Genomic DNA, 26,962 nt, shown 5'->3' on the forward strand with positions numbered 1-26,962 from the left:
GTTACTAAAAGTATACTAGTTGCTTTTCATCTCCGCCACCCCCAACTGCTTCGACACGACATTCCCAAGATTGGAAAAAGGGCATAGACATGAGCAATATCCTGATCCTCAACGGCACACAGCCTTATGAAGCGGCCCCCGGTGCTCTGAACGCCAGCCTGACCGAACAAGCCAGCACCCAGTTGCGCACGCTGGGCCATGATGTCCGAGTGACTACGGTCGCTGAAGGCTATGATGTCGACACAGAAGTCGCAAACCACTTGTGGGCGGACACTGTCATCATGCAATTCCCGGTGAACTGGATGGGCGTGCCGTGGGTCTTCAAGAAATACATGGACGAGGTCTATACCTCGGCCATGGATGGACGATTTGCACATGGCGATGGTCGCACCAGTGACGCCCCTAAATCCAACTACGGTATGGGCGGCGTGTTACACGATAAAAGCTATATGCTGTCAGTCACGTTCAACGCCCCGGTCGAAGCGTTCGACAACCCGACCGAGCCCTTCTTTGCCGGCGATAGCGTAGATGACCTGCTGAAACCGCTGCACCTAACGGCGAAATTCATGGCGATGAAGCCTCTGCCGACTTTTGCAGCGTTTGATGTAATGAAGAACCCGACGATCGAGGCAGATTTTGCCCGGTTCCAGACGCATCTGAATTCTACATTCGCCGAGGCAGACAATGTCGCAGCCTGATATTCACCTGTACACCGCAGGAACGATGAACGGTTATAAGCCGGTCATTTTTCTGGAAGAGGCCGGAATTCCTTACGACCTCACCCATATCAACTTTTCCAAACAAGAACAAAAAGCGCCAGATTATCTGGCGCTGAACCCCAACGGTAAAATACCGACGATTTATGACCGGTCCGAGGGGCGCGCCATATTCGAAAGCGGCGCGATCCTGTGGCACCTGGCCGAAAAATACGGAAAGTTCCTGCCGGAAGACCCGATCAAACGATCCGAAGTCATGCAATGGGTTTTCTTTCAGGTCGGTCATATCGGGCCCATGATGGGACAGGCGATGTATTTCCAACATATCGCCGCCCCCAATGGGCACGACGAACCGTTCTCGATCCGCCGTTACGTCGATGAAAGCCGCCGCCTGCTAGAGGTTATGGACACACGGCTTGAAGGGCGCGACTGGATCGCTGCAGATGAATACACCATCGCGGATATGATGCTTTACCCGTGGGCGCGGGCCTATGTCTGGGCACGGGTCAAGGTGGACGATCTACCTCATCTGAACGCCTGGTTCGAACGCATCGACGCCCGGCCCGCCGTTCAGAAAGCATTGACCATTCCCAAGGCAAACCCCCAATTCTGGGACGCAAGCGCCGATGCGTCGGCCTTTGCCAAAGAAAACGCCGCTCGGTTTGCAGGCGACGTCAAAAAATAGAAGCCCTAAGCATCATATGCGAGAATGAGGTGCTCTGCGGCCTCGGTCAGCTCGGGAAAGCGTGACCGCTCTTTGACGTACAAAAAGACCTGCCTTTGATCCGGCAGGTCTTTTATTTCGCGAAAGGCGGTGGCTTCAGGAATGAACTCTGCCACTGTTTGAGGCAGGACCGTCGCCCAATTGCCCGTCCTGACCATCGTAATTAAAGAATGTGTGTTGCGGATTGTGATGTCAGCCTGACCAATCGCCTCGTGAAACTGCGGCGACGTGATCAGGTCGCACAGGCTGTTTCGAATGAACGGCACGGTCCCCAGATCGGCAATACACGGGGGTTCAACCTGCTGGATCAGCGGGTGACCGGCAGCACAGACCAGTCCGAACCGGTCTTGTAACAAAGGCTTGGTATGAAAACCGTTCAGCGCGTGATGCCCCGAGGCAATTCCGATATCCGCCTTCCCTTCGACCAATGCATCCAGGACCTGCTGCGTGTCAGTGTCCCGCAGATCAACCTTCGCCCCAGGAAAGCGTTGTATCAGGTGCCTCAGAACACGCGGAAACACCAGCGCGGCGACTGATGGCACCGATGCGATTCGCAGCAACCCCTGCTCGGCCGACGCTACGGCTTCAATGTCACCTACGGCTTGATCGAACTGACGCACCTGCCTCAACGCAAGCTCAAAAACTTGCTCTCCCAAAGGGGAAAGACGATTCTTGCGTTCGCCTTCGAACAGTTTGCGACCCAAATGGCCTTCCAGTTGCTTAAGCGTCATGGAAACGGCTGACTGAGTTCGCCCCAGTCGGTCCGCAGCCTCGGTCAAGTTTCCGGATTGAACCACGGTACAAAAACATCGCAGGGTTTCGATCTTAATCGCCATACTTCAAATTCCCTGAAGTTTTCTTCACCTGTTTGAATTTGACTGATGGTAAACGAAAAAGCCATGCTTTGTGTAACTCTTGTTATCTCTGAGGCGTGGTGTGACCAAACTGAACTTGATCGCTGGCGAATGGCTGGCGGGTGAATCCGAAATTGAGAACCGCAACCCGTCGGATCTGACCGATCTTGTCGACATGTTCGCCCAAGCCAGCGTGGACCAGCTGGACGCAACGCTAGCGCACGCGCGCATTGCGCAGGCTGAGTGGGCAACGTATCTGCCTGAACGCAAGCAAGCTGTTCTGAACGCCATCGGCAACGAGCTGATGGCCCGCGCCGAGGAGTTGGGCACGCTGCTGTCGCGTGAGGAAGGCAAACCGCTGGCCGAAGGCAAAGGCGAGGTTTATCGCGCGGGACAGTTCTTTACCTATTACGCAGCCGAGTGTCTGCGTCAGATCGGTGAGAATGCCGACTCTGTCCGCCCCGGCGTTGAGATTGACGTACGGCGCGAACCCGTGGGCGTCGTCGCCATCATCAGCCCATGGAACTTTCCCACCGCGACCGCCTCATGGAAAATCGCACCGGCGCTGTGCTACGGCAACGCGGTGGTGTGGAAACCTGCGAACATCACCCCTGCATCGGCTGTAGCTTTAACCGAGATCATTGAACGGCAGGATATCCCCAAGGGCCTGTTCAGTTTGGTGATGGGATCGGGGCGCAGCATCGGTCAGCGTTTGGTGGAAAGCCCCAAGGTGAACGCGATTTCATTCACCGGATCGGTGCCGGTGGGCAAAGGGATTGCGGCAGCGGCCATCCAGAACCTGACCAAGGTACAGATGGAGATGGGGTCCAAGAACGCGCTGGCCGTGATGGACGACGCCGATCTTGATTTGGCGGTGACGCTGGCGCTGGGTGGTGCGTTTGGCGGCACCGGACAAAAATGCACTGCCTCGTCGCGGCTGGTTGTTCATGCGGGTATCCATGATGCGTTCGTCGAGAAACTGGTCGCAGGTGCGCAAGCGATGAAAGTCGGTCACGCGCTGGAAGATGGCACCCAGATGGGGCCGGTCGTCAGCGAGCAGCAATTGCAGGAAAACCTCGCCTATGTAGATCTGGGCAAATCTGAGGGCGCCGAGTTGGCCTGTGGCGGCGCGCGGCTGGAGTTGCCTCATGACGGGTTCTACATGTCGCCGGGTGTGTTCCTGAACACCACCAACGATATGCGCATCAACCGCGAAGAAATGTTCGCGCCGCTGACCAGCGTCATCAAGGTCGGCAGCTATGAGGAGGCGCTGAGCATCGTCAACGACACCAACTTCGGCCTGACTTCGGGCATCGTGACCCAAAGCCTCGCCCGTGCCACCCATTTCCGCCGAAATGCTCGCACTGGCGTGGTCACCGTGAACTTGCCGACAGCTGGCACCGACTATCACGTGCCCTTCGGCGGACGCGGGGACAGCTCTTACGGGCCGCGCGAGCAGGGTACGGCGGCAGCTGAGTTCTACACCACTGTCAAAACCGCGTACATCAGCGCCGGGACGCCGGTCTGATGCGTGTCGACGGGCTGCAATATGCCAACTGGTCGGAAAAGATTTTCCGGCAACTGCGCGAAGGTGGCGTGGATGCGATCCACGTCACCATCTCATATCATGAGAACTTCCGCGAAACCGTCCTGAACTTTGAAAAGTGGAACCGCTGGTTCGAGCAATTCCCCGACCTGATCATGAAAGGCCGTTGGGCCAGCGACATCGACAAAGCACGCGAAACCGGGCGCACGGCTGTGTTCTTCGGCTTTCAGAACCCCTCGCCCATCGAAGACGACATCGGTCTGGTCGAAATCCTGCACGATCTGGGCGCCCGATTCATGCAGTTGACCTATAACAACCAATCCCTGCTGGCCACCGGCTGCTATGAAGCCGAAGATACCGGCATCACCCGCATGGGCAAGCAGGTGATCAAAGAGATGAACCGCGTCGGCTTTGTCGTGGATATGAGTCACTCGGCTGACCGATCCACAATCGAGGCCGCTGAACTGTCCGAGCGTCCCATCGCCATCACTCACGCCAATCCGCATGACTGGTCGCCTGCGCTGCGCAACAAGCGCGACGCAGTGATCCGCGCGGTGACGGAAAATGGCGGGATGCTCGGCTTTTCGGTCTACCCGCATCATCTGAAGGACAAATCCGCCTGCACGCTGGATAGTTTCTGTCAGATGATCGCCCGCACTGCCGACAAATACGGTGTTCAGCATCTGGGGATCGGCACCGATCTGTGTCAGGATCAACCCGACAGCGTGGTCGAATGGATGCGCGTGGGCCGTTGGACGAAAGAGATCGACTATGGCGAAGGTTCGGCTTCGGCCCCCGGATTTCCACCCATGCCCAGCTGGTTTCAGGACAACCGCGATTTTGGGAATATCGAATCCGGACTACGTTCAGTGGGTATGAACGAAGATGAGGTTTCAGGTATCATGGGCGGCAACTGGTATCGTTTCTTTGCTGAAAACTTCGGACCACGCGCATGACCAATCTGCAGCGCGATATTGCACGCCGAGACCCCGCGCAGGTCATGCGACTGTCGCGGTTGGGGTCGCTGCACCAATGTCGCCTCAGTTTCATGCGGCAATTGACCCGGCGGATGGCCCGCGAGAACTGGCGTTTTACCCGGCCCATTTTTGACATCGACACGAACGGGGTGGGTCATGCGGTCTATACCGCGCAGGGCCCTGAACGCGCTTATTCGCTGGTGGCTTTCGCCCATGATCTGCCGCCCGAGCAACGCTCCGACCGCGTGATAGCCGAGGCTTGGGACGCCACATTTACCCTGTTCGATGGCATCCCCACGGCCGAAGACATTGACCGCCTGTCCCAAAACGTCCCGTTGCAAGAGGCCGGGCGGATCAGCGAAAACGAGTTGTCGCTGTCCCGCGCCAACCGTTCGGTCCGGCTTTGGGCGCATGTGGTCGACGCTCTGGCAGCAGGCAAACAGCCGGACCCCGAGCAGATCTATCAGGTGGGCTACCTGATGCGCACCACGGCCGTATATGGCTCGGGCAAGTTCGGGGCGGCTGATCGTGAGGTAACCGCCGACCGCCCGGAACTAAGCGCGCCTTTCCAGACCGAGATGCTGTCGGTCTATCTGACTCGCACCTTCGTGCGCGATCTGGTGCAGCACATGGCGCAGGCCAAAGGGGGGGACCAAACCGCCAGTCTGGACCCGACGATTGCGCAATGGCTGGGCATCGGCAATTCGACCGGTCTGGGAATGGCGCCCTTCATCGTCAACCATCCCGTGCTGTTCAACAACTGGATCATGGTGCGCGAAGAGGCCATCGCGCGGGTGCGGTCCGTGCCGCAAGCCACACCTGACCGCATCGCACAGTTCCGCGCGATTTTCGAACGCAGTAAGCTGTCAGTGTCGTGGTGGCGCTCGGATCATCTGGTTCAAATCGACAAACTGGCCGCGCTCAGAACTGATCTGGACACACTCACTGCCGAGCTGGCCCAGCGCAACCTGACCGAACACCACCCATGGGACGCTCTTATCCGCTGGTCCGAAGATCATCTAAGTGAAGAGGGGCAAGAATTGCTGGCCTCGCTGATTCTGGAACCTTATGGCGATTTAGTCGACGGTCTGGTCGATTGCATGGCCGACAGCAACGCAGGCGCGCAGATGATCGACGGCAGTATGAGCGTCGCACAGGTGCGCGCACTGATCCGGCAGAGTTTTGACTGGGCGCTTGATCTTGACTGGCAGGCACAAGCCAATTGCGCCCGCGCGTGGTACGTGTCCGAAGAAAAGCTGGAACCCCGCCTTGGCGAACGTTTCGAAGAGCCCATCGCGGAGTACGAACAACCTCTGGCCCCTGCACGGGATGCAGCCGCTGCTTATCGCACCCTTGAGGGTTGGGCGGACACAGACAAGATCGCTGCGTTTCTCCTGCGCCATCCGGAACATCGCCACACCATAAGACGCGCGCAGATCGGTCGCGTCGCCCCGTACGGAGAAATCCGCGACAACACAATCAGTGCAAACGTGTTGCCCATCGACATGCTAAGGGCAAAACTATCATTCTTTGGAGCAACACAGTTCGACCCGCGCTCGGACCGGTGGGTTCGCATCTGCATGTATTCGGGCGCGCCCTACCCGGACGAACTGAACACAGAAAACGCAGATCTTTGGGTTTACCCCGAGGCGCTACAATGAGCCTGTCACTGAACGAGGTCGAAGCCACTGCCAAACGGGCAATGCGCGGTGTCGGACATAGCTGGGGTCCCGCGGAAGAGGCCGCCAAGGCTACTCGCTGGCTTTGTGCTCAGGGCATGGACGGGATCGGGGCGTTAGCAAAACTGGCGAAACTACAAAGCGCGCAACCAAGTTTGCCCGCAGCAGACTGCCCAATTGCCGCCGGAGCACACCTTTCGGACCAAGCTGCTGAGTTGCGCAAAGAAGACATCGCGTTGCGGGACATTGTTTTCCCGGTTTTACTTTTGCCCTTCGCAGCCAACGTGGCGCGGTTTTTGGATACCCCCGTTTCCGTGACAATGGATAAGACACAGTTTGTGACCGATGGGTTTGCCCTCACCACGGCCTTTTCGGTCCCCGAACAGGCAAGCCAGATCACAATAAAGCGGGGCGGGATAATGATCCAAACCCATCCTCAGTGCACACGTGCCACGCCCGACCCTGCAGACTGGTCCGAGCTGAATCGCCTTGCCCACTTCACCTATGCCCCCGCAACCGAAGACTCCCGCCTGCGCGGGGCCGGAGCGGGTCTGTCTGACAACGATTGATGAGACCCAAAATGACCGAGACCCGCACCCTGACATTGACCCAGATCGAAGATTTGGCTTTTCGCGCCCTCGTTGCCGCTGGTACGACCGAAGCAAATGCGCGCCCCTTGGCGGTTGCAACTGCTGCAACCGAAGCAGACGGCGTCTCCAGCCACGGGCTTGCCTACATCCCGATCTACTGCGAGCATGTTCAATGCGGGAAAGTCGATGGTGCCGCCCAACCGGTGCTGTCACACCCACGTTCGGGCGTTGTGAACGTGGACGCCGCCACGGGATTTGCGCATCCCGCGATTGATTTGGGGTTCGAGGCGCTGCTGCCCGCCGCCCGCGAACAGGGAATAGCAGCGCTCGCCATTCGCAACAGCTATAATTGCGGTGTTCTGGGGTATCACACCTTCCGGATTGCACAGGCTGGTCTGGTCGGGTTGGGATTCACCAACGCGCCAGCCTCGATCGCTCCTTCCGGGGGATCAAAACCTGTGGTCGGGACTAATCCGTTCTCGATCGCGGCTCCGGGCGAGAACGGGCAACCTACGCTGGTGATCGACCAAAGCGCCAGCACCATTGCGAAAAGCGAAGTCATGAAACACGCCCGCGAAGGCAAACCGATCCCGGTAGGCTGGGCGCTGGACGCAGACGGCAATCCAACAACAGACCCTGCAGTTGGATTGAAAGGGTCGATGGCACCGTCCGGAGGTTACAAGGGTGTGGGCGTCGCCCTATTGACCGAGGTTTTGGCTGCCGCGCTTACGGGTGCCACTCTTGGCCTTAACGCATCTCCGTTTTCAGGTACTGTTGGCGGACCACCCAAAACCGGGCAGTTTTTCATCGCCATTGATCCAGCGGCTACGTCGCAAGGCGCATTTGCCTCTGGTCTTGGCGAATTGGTTGACGCGATCCGATCCCAGGACGGCGCTCACCTTCCAGGAGACGGCCGAGCCTCCAACCGCGCCACAGCGCAGGCAAATGGCGTAGCTGTCAGCACAGCAACTTTGGACAAGGTCGAAGCGGTTCTAGGAGTTTGAAAATGACCACCGGGCAGTGCTAGCGTACGCGATAGACAGTCATCGTAGAAGTTTCCGGCATTCGGATCAGCTCCAGAAAGTCTGGGATACTTCCCGATTTTAAATCCAGGCTGAATCCCGAATACCCAATTCGAGACAGCCCTAACAATACCGAGTCATGGCCACATGTCACAACGTAGGTCACGCCATGTTCTTCAATTATTTCTTTGGCTGTTTCCGCATCCTTGGCAATCGAAAGTCGGGTTTGTGCCAGTATTCCCGAACCGTTTCGATGATATGGTGCCGCCAAAACCCTATGGGGTGTGTTGACCAGAACGTTGGTTCCAAAGTCCCAACTGACCGCGACCGTACCTTTCGGCAATCCGGCTAGTGCAGCGACTGATTCCTGCGTCCAGCATTCGCCCAAAGCAACGTTCCCACCGTATTCAGGTACTGACGCATAATCAGTGGTCGGGAAAAGTCGGACGTAAACCGAAAAACCGTACCCCCAAACCCCCGGCAAGATCGCAAGCAAAGGAACCCATATCAGTACAAGAGAAAACTCGCCAAAACGGCGTCGTAAGACACAACGCGCTTGGGTAACACATTTCACCAACGGGAACACCGAAAGTACCAACAGGCCAAGAGAACCACGAATCTGATACACAGTAATCGCCAAAGCTACGCCGAGCAGGATAGAAAATGATATCCACTCTGTGCGCCTGGTCCGATCCGCCTTGATTTGGAATAGACTAGCCAGCAGACCAAAGAACCCTGCGACGTAATACACGGTATAGACATCGTTATACCCAGCGACACCGTTGATAATATCGAGCAGGCCGCCTGTTTCAGAGACATGGTCCAGCCAAAATACTTTTAGGTCTGGGTCAAGCCCATCCAATGGGTTTTGTGTGCACGCTGGAAAAAACGCGATTGACACTAACCCTACAGCTGCAAAGGCAAAAGCAAGACACAACACCCTTTGCCATGCACGTTCGGGTGTTTTAAAGGCAAGAATGTAAAGAGTACCACTGCTCAGAATGACAGGGGCTGCAAGGTCGCGCGACAACGCATCACAAAACCCGCCCGCATAAGCCGCAGCAGGAGCTGACAGCAGGAAAATCACGCACATGCCCAAGCCAATTCCCGCACATATGTACATGACCTGCCTTTGTCGGGATTTACCGTGGTAAACCCAAGCACCGGCAATGCAAAAACATATCACGGCTAGCAGAGGAAGGTTTTCGATACCAATGGCTAGGCTGACCGAAATCGCAAAGCCGCCGGCAATCAAACGCCTGATACTTCCAAATGGTGAGACCATTGCCAAAAGTGCAGTCAGCAATAGAACCATCTGGACGTTGTGGTGGTCGATACTTCCCGGCTGGAACCTTCCGTCAAAGCCGATAATGATACTGAACAAAACGGCAGTATAAAAAAGCGCGGAACCACCAGCCAAAGCAAACATGATCTTTGCGGATACCAACATAGCCGCCGCAAGTGTGACAAGTGGCCAAATGAGCAAAGCGAGGTACTCGGCATAGGCGCGATCAAAAAAAACTTCGAAAAGTAAAATCAATCCGGCAATCGGCAAGTCGACCAAGCGCGACCAATGCATAAGCGTACCGCCATCAACCCCAAGACGGTATTGCACCAAATCAAACCATCCCTGCCCTGCCAAAAAATCGCGCACTATGACAAGACGCATGGCGGCATCGTTGTCGAGATCCAGCAACAACTCTGTCGCTTCGGGCGCGCGCAATATCTGCCGCACCGCAACGAGTGAAAAAAACACTACAAATGCGATTACACCTGAGGCGTCAGTTGCTTTTTGTTTTTCGTGCATATCCTCACCTGTTCGGATCATCGCACAAGGGTAGGCGGTATTTGACGCGCTATCACCTAGGTCAATGTCATTTGGCCTTGCCATCAGTTTTTCCGCTTACAGGATGACGGCTCAACAAATTGATACTAAATTATTATTTCCAGAATTCCCCCTGACACCTGCCGCCATTTCAGCATTGGCGTTCAATTTCATTGCCCCGCGTCTGATCTTGTTTCGGTAAGGTCCGACCACGTCGAGGCAGAAGAATTCCAAGGTGGCGGATAGCTAAGGTAAGCAATGCGTCGCGCTTCCCTTCGCCCCCGCGCAACAGTGTCAAGAAGCACAGCGCAAACAAAGGACAAAACTGCGATCACGAAACCTGAAAGCGCCGTAAACAGTGACGGAATTCGTTCGACAAGGCCAGTCTCCAGAAACTCCCGGAAGACCGAGGCAAAAACCACCAGAGACGGCAGAAATGCACACGCTGCGATCACTGAAAAGAACTGCATAGGCTTTTCTTCCTTCAGCATCAGCCCGATCATTCGCAGAATCCTAAAACCGTCGGCAACAGAGGATAGTTTGGAGTTCGAACCCTCCATGCGAGCCCGATAGGGAGTGTCCATCTCATCAATCGGAAGCCTGAGTTGCAACGCAAAAACCGTTAATTCGGTTTCGATGTCGAAACCACGGGAATGAGCAGGAAAAGTCTTTGCAAAGCGGCGACTGAACACGCGGTATCCTGAAAGCAGATCTCCGACCTTACATTTGAATAACCATTCAACCAAACCTGTTAAAACTCGATTTCCGAACCGATGACCTGGACGGTAGGCCGCTTGCTCTGTACTGCTCCGATTTCCGGTGATCATGTCAAAATTCCCGGACACGAGCCGCTCTATCAGGGCCGGTGCGCTGGCCGCGTCATAGGTGGCATCGCCATCAGCCATGACATATACGTCCGCGTCAATGTCGGCCAACATCCGGCGGACAACGCTTCCTTTCCCCGGACTGGCTTCAAACCCTACAACGGCGCCTGCTTCTCTGGCCACCTGCGCCGTGTTGTCAGTAGAATTATTGTCAAAGACATAAATGGTAGCATCTGGCAAAGCATCCTGAAATGCTGACACTGTCGGACCGATGGCCACACTTTCATTGTAACTTGGCAATATCACCGCCACTCGCAAGCTGGCAGGCAGAGTCCTTTCGGGTTCTACAGTTTTCAAAACAACAAGTCCCGTGTCCAAATGCGGTTGCAGGTTGGGCCTGGCAATGCTGTTCAGCAAGACGTTTGCCGCTAGCAGGCTCCCGTCGCGGAAGAATGTTGCCTAATCGCAGCAAATGCATTCGATCGCTTCCTCTTCTGTCCATGAAGATCGCCAGCCTCTGGACCCACTTCGGATCGGACGTATAACGGATGTGGTAATTGACCAAATCCAAGCCGAAACCCAATGCGACGAGAAACAACCAACAAACTGCGCTTCGTTCTCGAGGACATCCTTCCCGCGTTTGTTCGAGACTCCGCTTTGTTCCGCATTCTGGCCGAATTAGCCTGGGGAAAGCACATATCGCGTCTTGCCGATTTCCGTAGTCGCGCCCCTTTTCTGACCAATGATGAGTACGAAGCACTCTACCGCGAACATCCAAGGGTTCATGACGAGACTGACTGCTCTGACAAGTGTATCAACAAGATTGCACAAGAACTGGTCGAAGGATCAATCTGCGATGTCGGATGTGGCACCGGTGCGCTACTGACCAGACTGGCTGAGCGTCGCCCCGGCCTGACCCGTAAGGTTGGCGTAGATTTCGTTGTAGATGATGCCGCCGCATTGGAAGGGATCGAAGGCATTTCAGCTCGCATCGAGGAACTGCCTTTTGAGGACGGTGAATTCGACAACGTGGTTTGCACGCATGTCATCGAACATATTCTGGATTACCGCGCAGCAATTGCCGAACTACGTCGCATCACGCGAAAGAGACTGATTATAATCGTTCCGCGCGAACGAGAATACCTGTATACTTTCAATCCACACTTCAATTTCTTCGCTTACCCACATTCGTTTCTACGCGCGATGATTCCGGTTCCGGATGACTTTGTTTGTATTGATATCGGGCGCGACATTTACTACCGCGAAGATATAACCAGTTAAGAAAAACGGTTAGCTCTCGCAAAGCCTGTTGAGTAGAACAGCGCGGGAAATGCCAATTCAACACACAGCGCGCATCATATCCACACCTGAAACCCACCCAATTATGCTGAAAAGCATAATGCTCAGCTGAAAGCGTGGTTTGGAGCTGCAATGCGCGGAAACCAGGGCCTCCGACAGCGGTTCGTTCAACAAGCACTAACGACTTGGAAAAAAGTCCCTGCGCTTCGGGTCAACCGATACCTATGAAGCGATTTCCTTCAGACCGAGTATCCGCCAAGGGCGTCTTGTTCGTTTGTTTCGTGGCCGAAAGGCATGTGAACAGGGATACACCCGATCCGGTTCATTCCGGCCGGACCGGATATCGATCCCCTTTTTCGTCAATCAGGATCAGCCGGTCGCCGCTGCGCACGTACAGATCGCAGCGACCGAACCCGTTGCGGTAAGCGATGCAGACGCTGCCGTCCTCGGCGATGGAATAGGTGCCAAAAGCGGCGTCTCCGCTGGCGTAGGTGTAGGAATAGGCCCCTCCGGCCGAGAATTTGGCCTGACCGTCATCAAAAAATGTCAACGTGCGTCCGGCCAAAGCGTCCAGTTCCTCGGGCGACAGGGGGACGTCTCCGGGTTTGGTGGGCCATTCGGCGGCAAGGGCGGGGCCAGCACTCAGCAAGGCGAGGATCAAAAAGCGCGTCATAAAGTCAGTCTAGACCGAACTGCTCTGCAACAGGCATAACGTTGCAGTGACAGATCAGGCGACCATCTGTTCGGCCTTTTTCAGGTCGACCGAAACCAGCTGGCTAACGCCCTGTTCCTGCATGGTCACACCGAAAAGCCGGTCCATCCGCGCCATCGTCACCGCGTGGTGGGTGATGATCAGGAACCGCGTGTCGGTCTGGCGGCACATCTCATCCAGCAGGTCGCAGAAACGCGTCACGTTAGCATCGTCCAGAGGCGCATCGACCTCGTCCAGCACACAGATCGGCGCGGGGTTGGCAAGGAACACACCAAAGATCAGCGCGGTTGCAGTAAGAGTCTGTTCACCGCCCGAGAGCAGGCTGAGCGTCGAGAGTTTCTTGCCCGGTGGCTGACACATAATCTCAAGCCCCGCATCCAGCGGATCGTCGCTTTCAACCATGACCAGATTGGCCTCACCGCCACCAAACAGGTGTTTGAACAGCATGGCAAAGTTCGAGTTCACCTGTTCAAATGCGGTCAGCAACCGCTCGCGCCCCTCACGGTTGAGACTGGCGATGCCGCTGCGCAGGGCTTTGATCGCCTCTTCCAGATCGGCCTTTTCGGTGTTCAGAGTGTCGAACTCTTCCTGAACCTCTTTCGCATCCTCTTCGGCGCGCAGGTTCACGGCACCCATCGCGTCGCGCTGACGCTTGTGGCGGTTGACCTCGGCCTCCAGCGCATCGGCGGCGGGCATCTGGTCCGGGTTCACGTCCAGCTGATTCAACAACTGGTTCGGGGTCAGCTGCTGATCCTCGGCGATGCGTTCCGCAGCGGCGGTCACGCTTTCCTTGGCGGCGTCACAGCGCGCCTCGGCGGCGGCCCGGCTTTCGCGCGCTTCCGAGGCCAGACGTTCCGCATCACGTTCGGCCATCACCCACTCGCGCTGCTGAGCCTCGGCTTGGGCCAGCTTGTCAGCAGCCTCTGCCCGGCGCGCTTCGGCGGTTTCGATCAGCTCGTTCAGTTCCTCGCGCGCCTCAGCGATTTCGCCGGGGGCGGCCATCGCGTCGGTCAGCTCCTCCTCAGAGCTTTCCTTGCGTTCAGCCAGTTCCGAGATGCGTTTTTCCGCCGTCTCCAACCGGTGCTTCCAGCCGCTGAGGTCTTTCTTGACCTCCTGGCTGCGACGGGTCCGTGCTTCGCCCTCGCGGCGCAATTCGTCATGGGTCGAGCGATGGGTCAGCATGGTGATCCGAGCGGCTTCGACCGTTTGTTTGATGTCTTCGACCTGCGCACGGGCGCTGTCCAGATCGCCCAAACCAGCCAGCGCGCCCTCGGCCTCGCGCAATTGGGCGCGGGCGGACATGGCGTCTTCCTTGTGGCGGTCGACGGCCAGCGTCAGGGTTTCCAGCTTGCCCTGCGCCAGGTTGCGATCCGCCTCGGCCCGACTGAGCGCGCGTGCAGTTTCGGCCATACGTTGATCGGCGGACCGTCGGGCGTCGCGCGCACGGCGGTCAGCCTCGGTCACGTCGGCCAGTTGCTGCGACAGGGCCTCATGTGCCGCCCGCGCGCCATCGGCCTGCGCCTCGGTCCGGGTGAGTTCCTGTTTCAACGCTTCCAGCTTGTTTAGCTGTTCAAGCCGCAGCGCGGCTGCACTCGGCGCGTCCTCGGCCCAGGCGCGGAACCCGTCCCAGCGCCACAGATCGCCCGAGCGCGACACCAGCCGCTGGCCGGGTTTCAACGCGGCCTGCAACCGCGCGCCTTGGTCCCCGTCAACCAATCCGATCTGCGCGATCCGACGGCTAAGGCGGTCCGGCCCCGACACATGCAGCGCCAGAGGCTCAGCTCCTTCAGGCAAGGGCTGATCCGCGTCGTAACCCACGACCTCCACCCAGCCCGACGGCCCGTCACCGTCGACCAAAGGCGCGCGCAGATCATCCGCCAGCGCGGCACCCAGCGCCTTTTCATAGCCCGGAGCGACGCGCAGCAGGTCCATCACCTGCCCGCCCTCAGCGGTGTCGCGTTCAACCAGCTTGGCCAAAGCGGTGGTCTCAGCCCGAATGGCCCCCAACTCACCCTCTGCCTCGGACCGTTGCGCGCGCGCCTCGGCCTCACGTGCCTGCGTTTCGCTGCGTAGCTCATCCGCGGCAGCCAGCGCTTCTTCGGCGACCTCGGCCGCCTCGCGGGCTTCTTCTTCACCCTCTTGCGCGGCCTCGAACGCCTCGGCTGCGCGGGTCAACGCCTCACGCGCCTCATTCACGGCACCGCGCGCCTTTTCTTCTTCGCCCTCGGACCGGGCCAGCGTTTTGCGGCTGTCCTCGACCAAACGCTGCGCCGATTGGTGACGGGCGACCAGACGGGCCATATCCTCGGTCTGCTGCGAGAGGTGATCCTCGCGATCCTGCAGCACCGAAGCCGCCTCACGCGCGATTTCCGCCGCCTCGGCCACCTTGTCATCGTGACCTTCAGCCGCCTTGGCCAGCTCGCGGGCTTCCCATTCCAGCCGTTCGATCATCTGGCCCGCGTCACGGTTCAAACCGCTTTCACGCTCGATATCATTGCCAAGTTGTTGAATACGGTTGGTCAGGGTTTCGATCGTCTGACGCGCGCGGGTTTCCTGATCGGAAAGCTGATCGCGCTGCACCTGCTGACGTTGCAGCACGGCCGCAGCGATGGCCTCTTCCTCGCGCAGGGGCGGCAGGGCTTCCTCAATCTCGGCACGTTTGGCGGCGGCGGCGCGCGCCTCGGCCTCGGCGCGCGAGGCCTCAGTAATCCGGTCGCGCAGCTTGTCCTCGGCCTGCTGGCGGGCCATGTCAGCCTCTTTCCAGCGGCGGTACAGCAGCATCCCTTCGGCCTGCCGCAACAGCTCACCAATCTCGCGATAGCGCGCAGCCTGACGGGCCTGACGCGCCAATTGCGCCAGCTGCGTGCCCAATTGCTCCAACACGTCATCAACGCGAGTCAGGTTGGATTCCGTGCCCTTCAGCTTCAGCTCGGCTTCATGCCGACGTTGATAGAGACCCGAGATCCCGGCGGCCTCTTCCAGAATACGGCGACGAGCGCGAGGTTTAGCGTTGATCAGCTCGGCGATCCGGTTCTGCCCTACCAGCGCGGGTGAATGCGCCCCCGTTGAGGCATCCGCGAACAGCATCTGAACATCGCGCGCCCGCACATCCTTGCCGTTGGTCTTGTAGGCACTGCCCACATCGCGGGTGATCCGGCGGATGATCTCCAACTGATCGGTGTCATTGAACCCCGAAGGCGCCAGCCGTTCCGAGTTGTCCATGGTCAGGACCACTTCGGCAAAGTTGCGCGCGGGCCGCGTGGCCGCCCCAGCGAAAATCACATCTTCCATCGCGCCGCCGCGCATGGATTTGGGGCGGTTTTCGCCCATCACCCAGCGCAGCGCCTCTAACAGGTTGGACTTGCCGCAACCATTCGGTCCCACCACACCGGTCAGCCCGTCCGCGATAATCAGATCGGTCGGATCGACAAAGCTTTTGAAGCCGGTGAGTTTGAGTTTGCTAAAACGCAAAGGCAATGAGTCCCGTGATTCCTATACGCTGGAAGTCTGCGCAACGGATTGGGGTCGAGTCAACGAACTTGCGCAGGATATGGGATATCAGCCCGAGTTATCCACAATATCTTGGCAAAATACGCAGGAATTCGCGTATGTCAGTAGGCAGTACACTCGAACACCTGATAACCGTAGCCATCGCCGATGTGATCGAAAATACCTGTGTCCACGCATTCGTAGTTCGGGATGGCCACCGCAGTCTGCAGCAAGCGCTCACCCGCCTCTCGGTCACAACCCAACACCCCAACCGTTACAGCTGCATCGCCCAGCACATCCAGAATTGGGCACCCCGACACCTGTGCCATCGCCTGAGCAGCGCGACCACGGATCGGCCCGAGCCGCGGGGCGTATTGCATGTTCACCCGTACTGCTTCGGCCAGATCATCGCGCACGCGCACATCAAAGACGCTACCATTCACCGCCACACGCGTCGCGGGCACATCGCGGAAATGAGGCGTGCCCGCCGAACATGCAGCAAGGACCAGCAGGGCGAAGTATCGGATCATGTTCTCTATGGTGAGGTGGAATGGTTAACAAACCCTTTCCACTAGTGGCGCAGAACCTGACCCAGACGTTTAATACCCTCTCGTATCGTGGCCTCGTCCGAGTTGGAAAAACTCAACCGGATTGTATTCCGACCCGAGCCATCAGGAAAAAATGCGCGCCCAGGTACAAAAGCCAGCTGTACCGTTTCCAACGACCGTGACAAAAGATCGGCTCCGTCATGTCCTTGGGGCAAGGTCAACCAGACGAACATTCCGCCTTCGGGCTTGGTCCATTGCACCCCTTCGGGCATTTCCCGCCGCAAAGCGTCCAGCATCGCATCGCGCCGCCTGCGATACGTTGCGCGCACACGCAAGATGTGCGTGTCGAAACAAGCACGTGCTACTTCGTTAATCGACATCTGATTGATCGTTGGCGAATGCAGGTCGGCCGCCTGTTTGATCAAAACCAACTGCGAAATGACCTCTCGCGAAGCAACAACCCAACCCACGCGCAAACCGGGCGACAGTGTCTTCGAAAAACTGCCGCAATAGACTGTCCGGCACGCCTCGATCGTTCCCTTTCGGGCAAGCTCCAAGGCAAGAACCGGCGGAATATCTTCACCGTCATAGCGCAAGGCCTGATACGCGCCATCCTCGATCACTGCGATATTCAGGTCTTCAGCCAGATCAAGCAGCGTCTCACGTGCAGCGCGGTCAACAGTTTCACCCGTCGGGTTTGCGAAATCTGGGGACAAATAAGCGAATTTGACGTCACCATCACCGGATGCAGCCGCATATTCAGCCGCCCGGCGGTTCGCCTTCAAGTCCAACCGATCAAAACGGGGCTCATATGCGTCGAAGGCATTGATTGCGCCCAGATAGGTCGGCCAGCCAACCAAAGCCGTATCTCCGGGGGACAGGTAAAGTTTTCCTAAATAATCCAGCGCTTGCTGCGAACCCGAGGTGATCAGGATGTTTTCCGCGGAACATTTGATTCCGATCTGCTGCATATGTCCGACAAGCCATTCACGAAGGGGAAGATATCCTTCACTGACCGAGTATTGGAGCGCATGAGACCCATCCCCAAGGCACGATTGGAACGCATTGGCAAAGGCATCGGCAGGAAACAAAGCCGGGTCGGGAATACCCCCGGCAAACGAGATGATCCCCGGCTGATCCAGCAGCTTCAGCAATTCACGAATCTCTGAGGCTTTCATCCGTGAGGCCCTGGTCGCAAACAAATCTGGCGTTGACATAAGGCTCCTCCGTTTAGAGGCAGCGTAATAGATAATGCATTAATGTCAATATTGCTGACCTAGTAATGTTATGTCCTTTCTAGGCATTCTTGAATCGGGCCTGAATCCGTGGTCATATGATTTGACCAATCTGGAAAAGTGTCCCGATGCCCTTTCAAAAAATTCAGACCGAAAAGCTATCGATCGCGGTGGTTCGACAGATCGAACTGCTGATCCTTCGGGGTATCCTGCGTCCGGGTGAACGACTTCCTGCCGAGCGTGAAATGGCCGAGCGGCTGGGCGTGTCGCGACCGTCGCTGCGGGATGCGATATCGGAACTGCAAGAACAAGGGTTGCTGACGGCCAAAGCAGGCTCGGGGATATACGTCGCCGAGGTCTTGGGCTCGGCGTTTTCCCCTGCTCTGATCCGATTGTTCGGCAGCCATGAAGAGGCTGTTTTCGATTATCTCTCATTCCGACGGGATATGGAGGGCTTGGCAGCTGAGCGCGCAGCGAGAATGGGATCTGAAAGCGACTTGAAAGTCGTCCAGACGATCTTTGAAAAGATGGAGGCCGCCCATGCCCGCAATGCGCCGGAAGATGAGGCTAATCTGGACGCCCAATTCCACATGGCCATCATCGAGGCCAGCCACAACGTCGTGATGCTGCATATGATGCGGTCGATGTTCGATCTGTTACGACAGGGCGTCTTTTACAACCGCCAAATGATGTTCAATCAGCGCACAACCCGAGAAGCCATCTTGGACCAGCATCGAGCGATCAATACCGCGCTACAGGCGCGTGACCCAGAAGGTGCCCGCGAAGCCGTCCAAAGACACTTGAGTTTCGTTCAGCAATGCACACAGGATCACCAAAAAGCCTTACGGAACGAAGAAATCGCAAGGCAACGGCTGGATCACGAAACACGCTGACCTGGTACGCCGCACCGCCTGAGTTTCAGCAATGGTCACAGCTTGCGAATAGCTCGTGCAAACCTGTGCTTCCAAAGACTCACGTTCTTTATCGGTTTTGGATCGCAATCGGTCAGTCCGGGAAAACTGCTATCAGCTTCGGACAAACTCCGCAGCTTGGTAGGCGCGGCCAGAACGGATTTCGTAACGGCGTCAAGGCTATCTGCACTCTGCTTTTCATTGGCTATTACAGCCAGCATTTCTGCATGATAGGCGTCTATTGCTTCTGAACGTTGGCCTGTGCGGAACCGAAACGCACCGATCTTGTCGTGAACGGGGATCAGTTCAGCGTAGCGTGAGAACCGCAGCCAAAGTTCGCCATCCACAGCCAAGGACAGGCGCTCGTCAAGTTGTCCTCCGGCTTTGTCCCAAAGGCTGCGTCGCCAAAATGTCGACTCTTGCTGCACCCACTGATAGTCGCCCGCAAGAAACCGTTGATATGAAATTGGTCTTGGGCGTCGAGAGGCCAAGATACGTCCTGCCTCGTCTATCGTCGTGAGCTTGCCCGTCACCCAGTCCAACTTTGACTTTAGCGCAAAAAGAGACCCAACAAGTCCGAGCCCACCCGGCATTAGGACATCATCGGAATTGATCCATCCCATGACCTCGCCAGTGGCGAGAGCAAACCCCTTGTTGACCGCGTTGGCCTGCCCTGTATCCGGCTCGGATATGATGTGTGTGAATGCCCCGTGATATTTTTCGACAATATCAAGCGACCCGTCTGTGCTTCCCCCATCCGACAAGATCAACTCAAGATTGGGGTAAGACTGGCTGACAATTGACGTAATGGTCTGCTCAAGAAATTCGGCGCAGTTCAGGTTTGGAACGACCAGGCTTATCTTGGGCATATTCGTCATGCGTAATCCTACCACCCAAGACCAAGCAACATTGGTGCAGCAAAAGGGTTTCTGTGCGACTGCATCATTTCTGACAATCTGATCATTGCAACAGCTTCTTTGGAATGCGCTTTCCGCTGCCGGGGCCCATATGCTCGGTCTGTGCCAAAGTCATAAGACCGGGGTCAATAAAAAGACGTTTTCCCGCGCTTCGCAGCGAATGATGCAGAGTCGTATGCTCGCAGGTGATTTGACCGGTCTCATCCCGTGGCTGGTACGTCGCACCGCGCAAAGCTTCGGTCTTATACAAGCCCAACCCGCCGAAAGCACTCTCCACCTCAATCAGAGGCGCGTCGGTTGGTATTGAGTATTGACGATTATAGATGATTTTCCGCTGCATCCGTCGCCACCAGACACTGCGCAACATCCGTGGTCGCTTTAGCGCCGTAAGCTCTCGCCATGGGTCTTGATCGCACCAGCCCGCACATCGCAGCGCGTATAGGTCATAGTAGGCAGGCAATGAGTTGGCAAACACAGCGTCCCATTCTGGCACCTGACGCGCCGCCGCGTTCAACACCTGACTTGGTTCCATCTGCGTATTGGGCCCGTCCATATCAAGAACCAGTGTCAAACGATGGACCGGATTAGTGGCAAGAAGATGTTCAAGAACTGCATTTCTGGCGACGGAAATACGCTCGACGCGTTCATCGAACAGGTCCGACATACTGTCCAGAAAGAGCACATCAACACCCGCGTTCTTAGCCGCGTAGTCTTGTAGGATATCGTCGGTATTGTCTTTATTATCGTTGGTCGCGATGATCACGCGACTGCTCTCAAGGTGTGCCCGCAGCTGTTCAATGCGCAAGAGCGTTGCGGTCAGAGATTCTCCACCATTTCGAACAATGCCGAGAATGTTCATCAAAATTCCAGCAATTCAGGCGAGGGGTCTTTCAAAGCGCCTTGACCCGAAAGCGGGCTTTCGGGTCAAGGTTTCGAATTATGTTCAGCGGTCAGTGCAGCTTTTCGCCAACATCCGCGATGGCCGCGTCGATCAGCTTGTTGGCCTGCGTAGCCGTCATCTGCTTTGCCAGAACCGCGTTGGCTGCGGAAACAGCAACGGTGATGGCCTGATCGCGCACCTCTTTCACGGCAGAAGCCTCCGCCGATGCGATCTGGTCCTGTGCTGCCGCCAAACGACGGGCAATGGACTTCTCCAGATCGACCTTGGCTTGTTCGGCCGCCAGTACCGCGTCGTCCTTGGCAGCGGCCACAATGGCATCCGCCTGAGACTGCACTTCGCGTTGCTTGCGCTCATATGAGGCCAGCAAGCTACGCGCTTCTTCGTGCAGGGCGCGGGCTTCGTCCAGTTCGGACTTGATGCCTTCCGCCCGCTTGTCCAGCGCGCCACCGATCATGCCGGGCACCTTGAAGTAGAACAGAACCGCGATGAACACGATGAAGCCCAGCAGAACCACAAAGTCGGTGTTGCCAAGCGAGAAGAACGGGCCACTTGCGGCCAGCGCGGGGCTGGCAGCGCCGAGGGTCAGGATAAGGGCAAGAGTATTCCGCATGTCACTTATCCTTTCGTCTGCGCGTCAACGGCACCGTCGATGGCTTTGGCATCCGCCTCACCACCCAGTGCTGTAACCAGTTCAGCTGCCGTATCCTTGGCAACCACTTGAATGCTTTCCAGCGCACCGGCACGGATTTCGGCAATTGCCTTTTCCGATTCAGCCGCTTTTGCAGCGATTTCAGCATCCGCCTTGGCAATCGCGTCATCCAGACCAGACTGAATTTCGGCGCGGGCTTCCGCTGCGATACGCTGTGCCTCAGAACGGGCATCGGCCAGCGCCTTGTTATAGGCCTCTTCGGCCTCGACCGCCTTGGCCTTCAGATCTTCGGCCGCAGCCAGGTCATTTGTAATGGTCCCCTGACGCTCAGCCAGGATTGCCGCGATGCGGGGCAGAGCCACGCGGGACAGGACCAGAAAGATGACGACCAGCGTGATGACCAGCCAGAAAATCTGGTTGGGGAACCAATCAAAGCAGAGCTGCGGCATCCCGATGGCCGACCCATACGAGTCAACACAGGTGCCTGCTACTTCTTTGGCTAGGGGTTCAGTCGCCATGATGTCCTCCGTCGGAACGTTGTCTTTACAACAGGTGGGCCGCTATGGCTTGGGCCCACCTGCGCGTAAGGATCAGGTTCCGCAGATTAGACGGCGAACATCAGCAGCAGCGAGACCAGGAATGCAAAGATCCCCAGAGCTTCTGCGAATGCGATACCGATGAACAAGGTTGCGGTCTGCGAAGCAGCCGCCGAAGGGTTGCGCAGGGCGCCGGCCAGGAAGTTGCCTGCCACGTTGCCCACCCCGATTGCGGCTGCGCCGGAACCGATTGCTGCCAGGCCTGCGCCGATGTGTGCGAGATCGCCTTCCATGATGTTTCTCCTTACGAATTGGAAGTTTCGATGTTGGGTTATCGTTCCTGTGCTGGGTGCAAGACCCAATCAGTGATGCGGATGCAGAGCGTCCTTGAGGTAAACACAGGTCAGAATGGTGAATACGTAGGCCTGAATGAAGGCCACCAGGACCTCGAGACCGTACATAGCGGTGATCGCCAGAACCGACACGGGCGAGATCACGGCAATCGCGGCAAAGCCTGCGAACACCTTGATCACCGCGTGGCCCGCCATGACGTTACCGGCCAGACGAATGGAGTGGCTGACCGGGCGCACAAAGTACGAGATCAGCTCGATGATCGCCAGGATCGGACGCAGCGCCATCGGCGCGCTGGAGACCCAGAACAGGCTCAGGAAGCCCGCGCCGTTCTTTACAAAGCCCAGGATGGTGACGGTCAGGAAGACAGCCAGCGCCAGCGGGATGGTCACGGCGAAATGCGATGTGGTGGTGAACGAGGTCGGGATCAGGCCCAGGAAGTTCGCGGTCACGATGAACATGAACAGGGTCATGACATAGGGGAAGAACTTGACGCCTTCCTTGCCGCAGATGTCTTCCAGCATCTTGTAGATGAAGCCGTAGGCCAGTTCGGCCACCGACTGCATCCGGGTCGGAACAATCGCACGCTTCGAGGTCGGAACGATCAACAGCAGAACAATCGCAACGATCGCAAAGAACAGCCACAGCGTCACGTTGGTAATGGTGAACATGCCCACCGCACCGTCGCCGAACAACGGTTTGACGATGAACTGGTCCATCGGGTGGAATACCAGGCTGCTGCCTTCTGCTGCGGTGGTCTCAGTTGCCACGTTCAGTCCCTCTCGTCCTTCTCGGCGGCCGTCGCCGCCGTTTGTTTCTCTTGAGCCTCCTTCGCGCTGCGGAGCATTACCTTCACGCCCGCGACAAGGCCCAGCAATGTAAACAGCACCAGAAAGATCGGGATCGTCCCGAACAGGCTGTCCAGCCCGTATCCGATGCCAAACCCGATCCCCAGACCGGATACCATTTCGATGACCATCCTCCAGGCAAGCTCGCCACCGGATATGTCACCGTCTGCGCGTTTGGGGGGCTGTTTGGCCTTTTTTGCCGCGTCGATCTTGGCCTCCAGCTGCGCCATACGCTGCTTTTGGTCATCATCGGTCACGGGCGTTTCCCTCGCACAGTCTTGGGTAGGGTGCTAAGGCGATGCGGGCATAGAGTCAACGGTGTATAGGTCGCACTCAAATTATGTTTAATGCCTTGATTTTAATTGCTAAAATTTTCCACTGCCCCTCCGTAGACGCACCCGTTGATCCTGCGGGGGCTTGAATGGACCGGATCTTCCATATTCAACCAAATGGTTGACCAAAGCATACCGCTGTGATTGAGCGGAAGCATGTCCAGTGATCTCGATACCGTTTTCGCGGCCCTTGCCGACCCCACCCGCCGCGCCATCCTTGCGATGCTGCTGGAGGATGACATGGCCGTCACCGATGTTGCCGAACCGTTCGAGATGTCACTGGCCGCAATCTCGAAGCATCTGATGATCCTCACAAAGGCTGGACTGATCAGCCAGGAAAAACGCGGCCGGGTAAAATGGTGCAAGCTGGAACCCGACGCGCTACGGTCGGCCTCGGTCTGGATGCAGGGGTTCGGACAATTCGAGCCGGTCAATCTGGATGCATTCGAACGGTTTCTGGAAAGCCAATTGCCCGCTTCTGAAGAGCCGTAACTTACCTGACTACAAAGACCGACATTTTTGCGTGATTGGCCAGATACCCGGCGTGACTGGAAAAGATATAGTCCGTGATACGTGGCGCATGGGTGCCCACGACAATCAGATCGGCACCGATCTCTTCAGCTGCGCGGGCCAAGTCACCATCCACCTCAGCCGCCACGTCAACTGAATGAATGTTGCGAAATGCGACTTCGGATCCGCTGTTTGTCGACAGTTGTTCGGCAAAAGCCTTGAGTTCTTGGTTTACTGTGGCGTCCGTTTGTACAAGATCGCCGGGCTGGGTTCCCGTAACACTGACCACCGTGATCTTGGCGGCCTGCCATTTTGCAACTTCTGCGGCGACATCCGCAGCTTTGCGAACCTCTGGCGGCAAATGCAGATCCACAGGAAACATGATGTGTGAGTACATGATCCAACCCTCCTCTACTTAAGCATAGGGAAAATTGCATGTATTAGCTTTGATCTGCCTCAATGCTCTGATTTCCCTCTGGCTGCTCCTCGGGCCTGAGCAGCATCAGCAAAGCGACGCAAGTCAAGGCAACACCTATCAGAACTAACGCGGTGGGGGTTCCATTACCCAGCGCGATTTCCCAGAGTATTACCCAACTGGGGACAAGATAAGTATAGGCCATAACCTTGGCCGACGGCAGACGCAGGGCCGAAAACTGGACCAGAACAAAACTGGCGGCGGTCGCAAAGATCGACAGATACAGCAACCCGACCCACACAATCATGGGCAGGTTGGCCCAGTCGGTGTCGCGAATGTCGGACCACGCATAGATCGTCAAAAGCAGGCAACCTGCCACCATGGTTCCGAAACTGAACACCACGGCGGGTTCGCCGCGGTTCAGTTTACGCACCATCGGCGTATAAACAGCATGAGCTATACACCCCCAGAAATAAATGACCTCGCCCTTGTTGATTTGAAAAGCCATGAACGCTTGCCAATCCGCCCGGAAGATCACCCAAAGCGCCCCAACGGCACCAATGCTTAGCGCCAGTGCCATCCTTGGCGTGGTGACCTGACGCAACAGAAACCATCCGGCGATCGCTGACAAAACCGGAGTCAGGGTGAAAACCGCAGCCGCGCTGACCGGAGGGGCGGTTTTCAGCCCGTGAAACATAAGAACAAAATAGGTCGCAAAAAGTCCGCCCAGCACCAGGTAACGCCAAGGAGCTTGCGCAGCGCTGCGCGGCAAGCCTGTGGTCATCAACGCTGTTGCCCCGATCACGATGGCCGCAATTGCAAACCTCACGGCAGTGACCGCCTCGGGCGAGATCTGGTTGGCAATCATTGAGCCCAGTGAGAAACTGCCCGCGACCAAGGCAGAAAAAACCAGCATGGCCAAATGGCCACGCGCCTGAGGGGTCATGGCTGCCAGCCTTTGGATTGCTCTTTCAGATAGGAAAGGAACGACTGCACCTTGGTCGTGCGGTGCAAATCCACATGCGTCACCAGCCAAAGGTTGCCGAACCACTCGGACAGCGGCGGGATCACCTCGATCAGATTGGGGTCACGGGCAGCCTCCCACCGCGCCATGAAACCAATGCCTGCTCCAGAAAGAACGGCCTCGCGGATGCAGAAATTGTTGGTGCAGCGAAAAGTGATGCGATCAGCAGGGACCGTTTCGCGCAACCAACGCGAAAACGGCGCGCGACTGGTTTCATCATCGGTGCTGACGAAGAAATGGCTGGCAAAACCCTCGACCCCGGCTGGTTTGCCGTGACGTTCGATGTAAGCCGTGCTCGCGTATAAGCCGACCTCTTGTTTCATGAATGGCTGCACAACATTGTCGGGCTGATCCGGCGCCGACCCGGCGCGGATCGCCACATGTGCCTCACCATATTCCAGCCGGAACAGACGGTCACCGGTCAGATAGCGGACGATCAGATCAGGATGCAGGCGCTGGAATGTGCTCAGCACCGGCACAACCAACGGCGCCAAAGAGGACAGAGAAGTCACCACCAGTTCTCCGGATACGTCATCTCCGCGGCCTTTCATGCGCCCAACCAACTGGTTGAACTGATCTTCGGTCGCTTGCGCCACGCGCAGAAGGTCGTCGCCCGCCTCGGTCGGCGTGTATCCACGGGCGTGGCGCTGGAACAGTTTGACCCCCAGCCGCGCCTCGATCGCGTCGATATGGCGGATAACGGTGGCGTGGTGAACGCCCAACACTTCGGCGGCACCGCTGACCGTCCCCATGCGCGCCACCTGATACGCGGTTCTCACTTCATCCCAATTGTCCATTGCATCTTGTCCATTGTGCAAATTTTAACACTTGCTGTTGGGATATCAGAGTTTTGTTCATCAACGCAACATTCATATTGGGACCAGACACAGAATTCACCGCCTGAAGGAGGCCATCATGACCAAGACAGTTCTGCACATTGACGCCTCGGCCCGCCGAACAGGGTCAACGACCCGTGACCTTTCTGACCGTATCGTCAAGCACCTCGGTGCCAGCCGTATCATCCGCCGCGACCTAGCGACTCCGCTACCGCTACTGACCGAAGCGTGGATCAATGCCAATTTCACTCCCGCTGATCAGCGCGACGCGGTCCAGCGTGACCTTCTATCCCTTTCCGACGCTCTGGTGTCGGAACTGCAAGAGGCCGATACGGTCGTGATCGGCCTGCCCATCTATAATTTCTCGGTGCCTGCGGCGTTCAAGGCGTGGATCGACCTTGTCGCCCGCGCCGGACTGACCTTTTCCTACAGTGAAAACGGCCCAAAGGGACTGTTGGATGGCAAACGCGCAGTTCTGGCCATCGCTTCTGGCGGCACCGCAGTCGGGTCCGAGATCGACTTTGCCACCGACTATGCCAAGCATGTTCTGGGCTTCATCGGCATTCATAATGTCGACGTCATCGCAGCCGATAAAATGGCACTGGACGCTGAAACGACCCTTAGCAACGCGCAAAAGGCTGTTTCGGAATTGGCGGCCTGATTGACCGTTACGCCCTAAAACGTCCAGTCTG

The 26,962-nt window shown here is 57.1% G+C and carries 28 protein-coding genes; 11 read left to right on the forward strand and 17 right to left on the reverse strand.

The window, feature by feature from the left end; genetic code table 11:
- Window positions 1-89 precede the first annotated feature (89 nt).
- Complete coding sequence (locus ACR3EG_RS15995; RefSeq protein ID WP_209194793.1) at window positions 90-698, forward strand: NAD(P)H-dependent oxidoreductase; 609 nt, start codon at window positions 90-92, stop codon at window positions 696-698.
- On the forward strand, window positions 685-1,401 hold the full coding sequence (locus ACR3EG_RS16000) for a glutathione S-transferase family protein (RefSeq protein WP_480497238.1): 717 nt from the start codon (window positions 685-687) through the stop codon (window positions 1,399-1,401). The genes ACR3EG_RS15995 and ACR3EG_RS16000 overlap by 14 nt, the downstream gene beginning before the upstream one ends.
- A gap of 5 nt (window positions 1,402-1,406) precedes the next feature.
- Here the strand turns inward: ACR3EG_RS16000 and ACR3EG_RS16005 are convergent, their stop codons facing one another.
- Window positions 1,407-2,276 (reverse strand): LysR family transcriptional regulator, encoded by an 870-nt coding sequence (locus ACR3EG_RS16005; protein WP_480497240.1) that lies wholly within the window; start codon window positions 2,274-2,276, stop codon window positions 1,407-1,409.
- 100 nt (window positions 2,277-2,376) lie between these two features.
- On the opposite strand from ACR3EG_RS16005, the gene ACR3EG_RS16010 reads away from it, so the two are divergent.
- Genes ACR3EG_RS16010 through ACR3EG_RS16030 form a run of 5 tightly spaced genes read left to right on the forward strand, consistent with a single transcriptional unit; the run spans window position 2,377 to window position 8,090 of the window.
- A complete protein-coding gene (locus tag ACR3EG_RS16010; RefSeq protein WP_480497242.1) occupies window positions 2,377-3,822 on the forward strand; it encodes an aldehyde dehydrogenase family protein in 1,446 nt (481 codons plus the stop codon).
- On the forward strand, window positions 3,822-4,796 hold the full coding sequence (locus tag ACR3EG_RS16015; protein WP_480497244.1) for a membrane dipeptidase: 975 nt from the start codon (window positions 3,822-3,824) through the stop codon (window positions 4,794-4,796). Before ACR3EG_RS16010 ends, ACR3EG_RS16015 begins: the two co-directional genes overlap by 1 nt.
- The gene (locus tag ACR3EG_RS16020) at window positions 4,793-6,478 is read left to right on the forward strand and encodes a hypothetical protein (RefSeq protein WP_480497246.1); all 1,686 of its coding nucleotides are present in this window, start codon (window positions 4,793-4,795) and stop codon (window positions 6,476-6,478) included. Before ACR3EG_RS16015 ends, ACR3EG_RS16020 begins: the two co-directional genes overlap by 4 nt.
- On the forward strand, window positions 6,475-7,065 hold the full coding sequence (locus ACR3EG_RS16025) for a DUF3726 domain-containing protein (protein WP_480497248.1): 591 nt from the start codon (window positions 6,475-6,477) through the stop codon (window positions 7,063-7,065). The genes ACR3EG_RS16020 and ACR3EG_RS16025 overlap by 4 nt, the downstream gene beginning before the upstream one ends.
- 11 nt (window positions 7,066-7,076) lie before the next feature.
- Window positions 7,077-8,090 (forward strand): Ldh family oxidoreductase, encoded by a 1,014-nt coding sequence (locus tag ACR3EG_RS16030; RefSeq protein WP_480497250.1) that lies wholly within the window; start codon window positions 7,077-7,079, stop codon window positions 8,088-8,090.
- Window positions 8,091-8,109: 19 nt separating this feature from the next.
- Here the strand turns inward: ACR3EG_RS16030 and ACR3EG_RS16035 are convergent, their stop codons facing one another.
- Window positions 8,110-9,915: a hypothetical protein gene (locus ACR3EG_RS16035; RefSeq protein ID WP_480497252.1), complete on the reverse strand. Its 1,806-nt coding sequence runs from the start codon at window positions 9,913-9,915 to the stop codon at window positions 8,110-8,112.
- A gap of 188 nt (window positions 9,916-10,103) precedes the next feature.
- Window positions 10,104-11,174, reverse strand: a complete 1,071-nt coding sequence (locus tag ACR3EG_RS16040) for a glycosyltransferase (RefSeq protein WP_480497254.1) — start codon at window positions 11,172-11,174, stop codon at window positions 10,104-10,106.
- 165 nt (window positions 11,175-11,339) lie between these two features.
- On the opposite strand from ACR3EG_RS16040, the gene ACR3EG_RS16045 reads away from it, so the two are divergent.
- Window positions 11,340-12,038: a class I SAM-dependent methyltransferase gene (locus ACR3EG_RS16045; protein WP_353391630.1), complete on the forward strand. Its 699-nt coding sequence runs from the start codon at window positions 11,340-11,342 to the stop codon at window positions 12,036-12,038.
- A gap of 340 nt (window positions 12,039-12,378) precedes the next feature.
- Here ACR3EG_RS16045 and ACR3EG_RS16050 read toward each other — a convergent pair whose 3' ends face one another.
- From ACR3EG_RS16050 to ACR3EG_RS16065, 4 genes are all read right to left on the reverse strand, one after another.
- Window positions 12,379-12,729 (reverse strand): hypothetical protein, encoded by a 351-nt coding sequence (locus ACR3EG_RS16050; RefSeq protein ID WP_170755031.1) that lies wholly within the window; start codon window positions 12,727-12,729, stop codon window positions 12,379-12,381.
- A 54-nt stretch (window positions 12,730-12,783) separates the two neighbouring features.
- A complete protein-coding gene (locus ACR3EG_RS16055) occupies window positions 12,784-16,239 on the reverse strand; it encodes a chromosome segregation SMC family protein (RefSeq protein ID WP_480497257.1) in 3,456 nt (1,151 codons plus the stop codon).
- A gap of 140 nt (window positions 16,240-16,379) precedes the next feature.
- On the reverse strand, window positions 16,380-16,787 hold the full coding sequence (locus tag ACR3EG_RS16060; RefSeq protein ID WP_480497259.1) for a hypothetical protein: 408 nt from the start codon (window positions 16,785-16,787) through the stop codon (window positions 16,380-16,382).
- 41 nt (window positions 16,788-16,828) lie between these two features.
- Window positions 16,829-18,022 carry an aminotransferase-like domain-containing protein gene (locus ACR3EG_RS16065; protein WP_480497260.1) on the reverse strand — a complete coding sequence of 398 codons (1,194 nt, stop codon included), beginning with the start codon at window positions 18,020-18,022 and terminating at the stop codon, window positions 16,829-16,831.
- A gap of 146 nt (window positions 18,023-18,168) precedes the next feature.
- On the opposite strand from ACR3EG_RS16065, the gene ACR3EG_RS16070 reads away from it, so the two are divergent.
- A complete protein-coding gene (locus ACR3EG_RS16070) occupies window positions 18,169-18,933 on the forward strand; it encodes an FCD domain-containing protein (RefSeq protein ID WP_480497262.1) in 765 nt (254 codons plus the stop codon).
- Between the two features lie 35 nt (window positions 18,934-18,968).
- Here ACR3EG_RS16070 and ACR3EG_RS16075 read toward each other — a convergent pair whose 3' ends face one another.
- From ACR3EG_RS16075 to ACR3EG_RS16105, 7 genes are all read right to left on the reverse strand, one after another.
- Window positions 18,969-19,820 (reverse strand): glycosyltransferase family 2 protein, encoded by an 852-nt coding sequence (locus tag ACR3EG_RS16075; protein ID WP_480497264.1) that lies wholly within the window; start codon window positions 19,818-19,820, stop codon window positions 18,969-18,971.
- Window positions 19,821-19,911: 91 nt separating this feature from the next.
- On the reverse strand, window positions 19,912-20,727 hold the full coding sequence (locus tag ACR3EG_RS16080; RefSeq protein WP_480497266.1) for a hypothetical protein: 816 nt from the start codon (window positions 20,725-20,727) through the stop codon (window positions 19,912-19,914).
- Window positions 20,728-20,818: 91 nt separating this feature from the next.
- Window positions 20,819-21,379 (reverse strand): F0F1 ATP synthase subunit B, encoded by a 561-nt coding sequence (locus ACR3EG_RS16085; RefSeq protein WP_170356120.1) that lies wholly within the window; start codon window positions 21,377-21,379, stop codon window positions 20,819-20,821.
- Window positions 21,380-21,384: 5 nt separating this feature from the next.
- Window positions 21,385-21,936, reverse strand: a complete 552-nt coding sequence (locus ACR3EG_RS16090; protein WP_480497268.1) for a F0F1 ATP synthase subunit B' — start codon at window positions 21,934-21,936, stop codon at window positions 21,385-21,387.
- 86 nt (window positions 21,937-22,022) lie between these two features.
- Complete coding sequence (locus tag ACR3EG_RS16095) at window positions 22,023-22,247, reverse strand: F0F1 ATP synthase subunit C (RefSeq protein ID WP_005981269.1); 225 nt, start codon at window positions 22,245-22,247, stop codon at window positions 22,023-22,025.
- A 69-nt stretch (window positions 22,248-22,316) separates the two neighbouring features.
- Complete coding sequence (locus ACR3EG_RS16100; RefSeq protein ID WP_170356118.1) at window positions 22,317-23,075, reverse strand: F0F1 ATP synthase subunit A; 759 nt, start codon at window positions 23,073-23,075, stop codon at window positions 22,317-22,319.
- Between the two features lie 2 nt (window positions 23,076-23,077).
- Window positions 23,078-23,410, reverse strand: coding sequence for an AtpZ/AtpI family protein (locus ACR3EG_RS16105; RefSeq protein WP_480497270.1), 333 nt, complete (start codon window positions 23,408-23,410; stop codon window positions 23,078-23,080).
- A 231-nt stretch (window positions 23,411-23,641) separates the two neighbouring features.
- On the opposite strand from ACR3EG_RS16105, the gene ACR3EG_RS16110 reads away from it, so the two are divergent.
- The gene (locus ACR3EG_RS16110) at window positions 23,642-23,977 is read left to right on the forward strand and encodes an ArsR/SmtB family transcription factor (RefSeq protein ID WP_480497272.1); all 336 of its coding nucleotides are present in this window, start codon (window positions 23,642-23,644) and stop codon (window positions 23,975-23,977) included.
- Between the two features lies 1 nt (window position 23,978).
- Here ACR3EG_RS16110 and ACR3EG_RS16115 read toward each other — a convergent pair whose 3' ends face one another.
- From ACR3EG_RS16115 to ACR3EG_RS16125, 3 genes are read right to left on the reverse strand one after another with little or no spacing between them, the layout of a single operon-like run.
- Window positions 23,979-24,392: a universal stress protein gene (locus ACR3EG_RS16115; protein ID WP_480497274.1), complete on the reverse strand. Its 414-nt coding sequence runs from the start codon at window positions 24,390-24,392 to the stop codon at window positions 23,979-23,981.
- A gap of 43 nt (window positions 24,393-24,435) precedes the next feature.
- On the reverse strand, window positions 24,436-25,356 hold the full coding sequence (locus ACR3EG_RS16120; RefSeq protein ID WP_480497276.1) for a DMT family transporter: 921 nt from the start codon (window positions 25,354-25,356) through the stop codon (window positions 24,436-24,438).
- Window positions 25,353-26,231, reverse strand: a complete 879-nt coding sequence (locus ACR3EG_RS16125; protein WP_480497278.1) for a LysR family transcriptional regulator — start codon at window positions 26,229-26,231, stop codon at window positions 25,353-25,355. The genes ACR3EG_RS16120 and ACR3EG_RS16125 overlap by 4 nt, the downstream gene beginning before the upstream one ends.
- Before the next feature lie 118 nt (window positions 26,232-26,349).
- Between ACR3EG_RS16125 and ACR3EG_RS16130 the strand changes: the two genes are divergently transcribed.
- Window positions 26,350-26,931 carry an FMN-dependent NADH-azoreductase gene (locus ACR3EG_RS16130; protein ID WP_170755007.1) on the forward strand — a complete coding sequence of 194 codons (582 nt, stop codon included), beginning with the start codon at window positions 26,350-26,352 and terminating at the stop codon, window positions 26,929-26,931.
- Window positions 26,932-26,962 lie beyond the last annotated feature (31 nt).

This window comes from Ruegeria sp. AM7 (assembly GCF_056535965.1).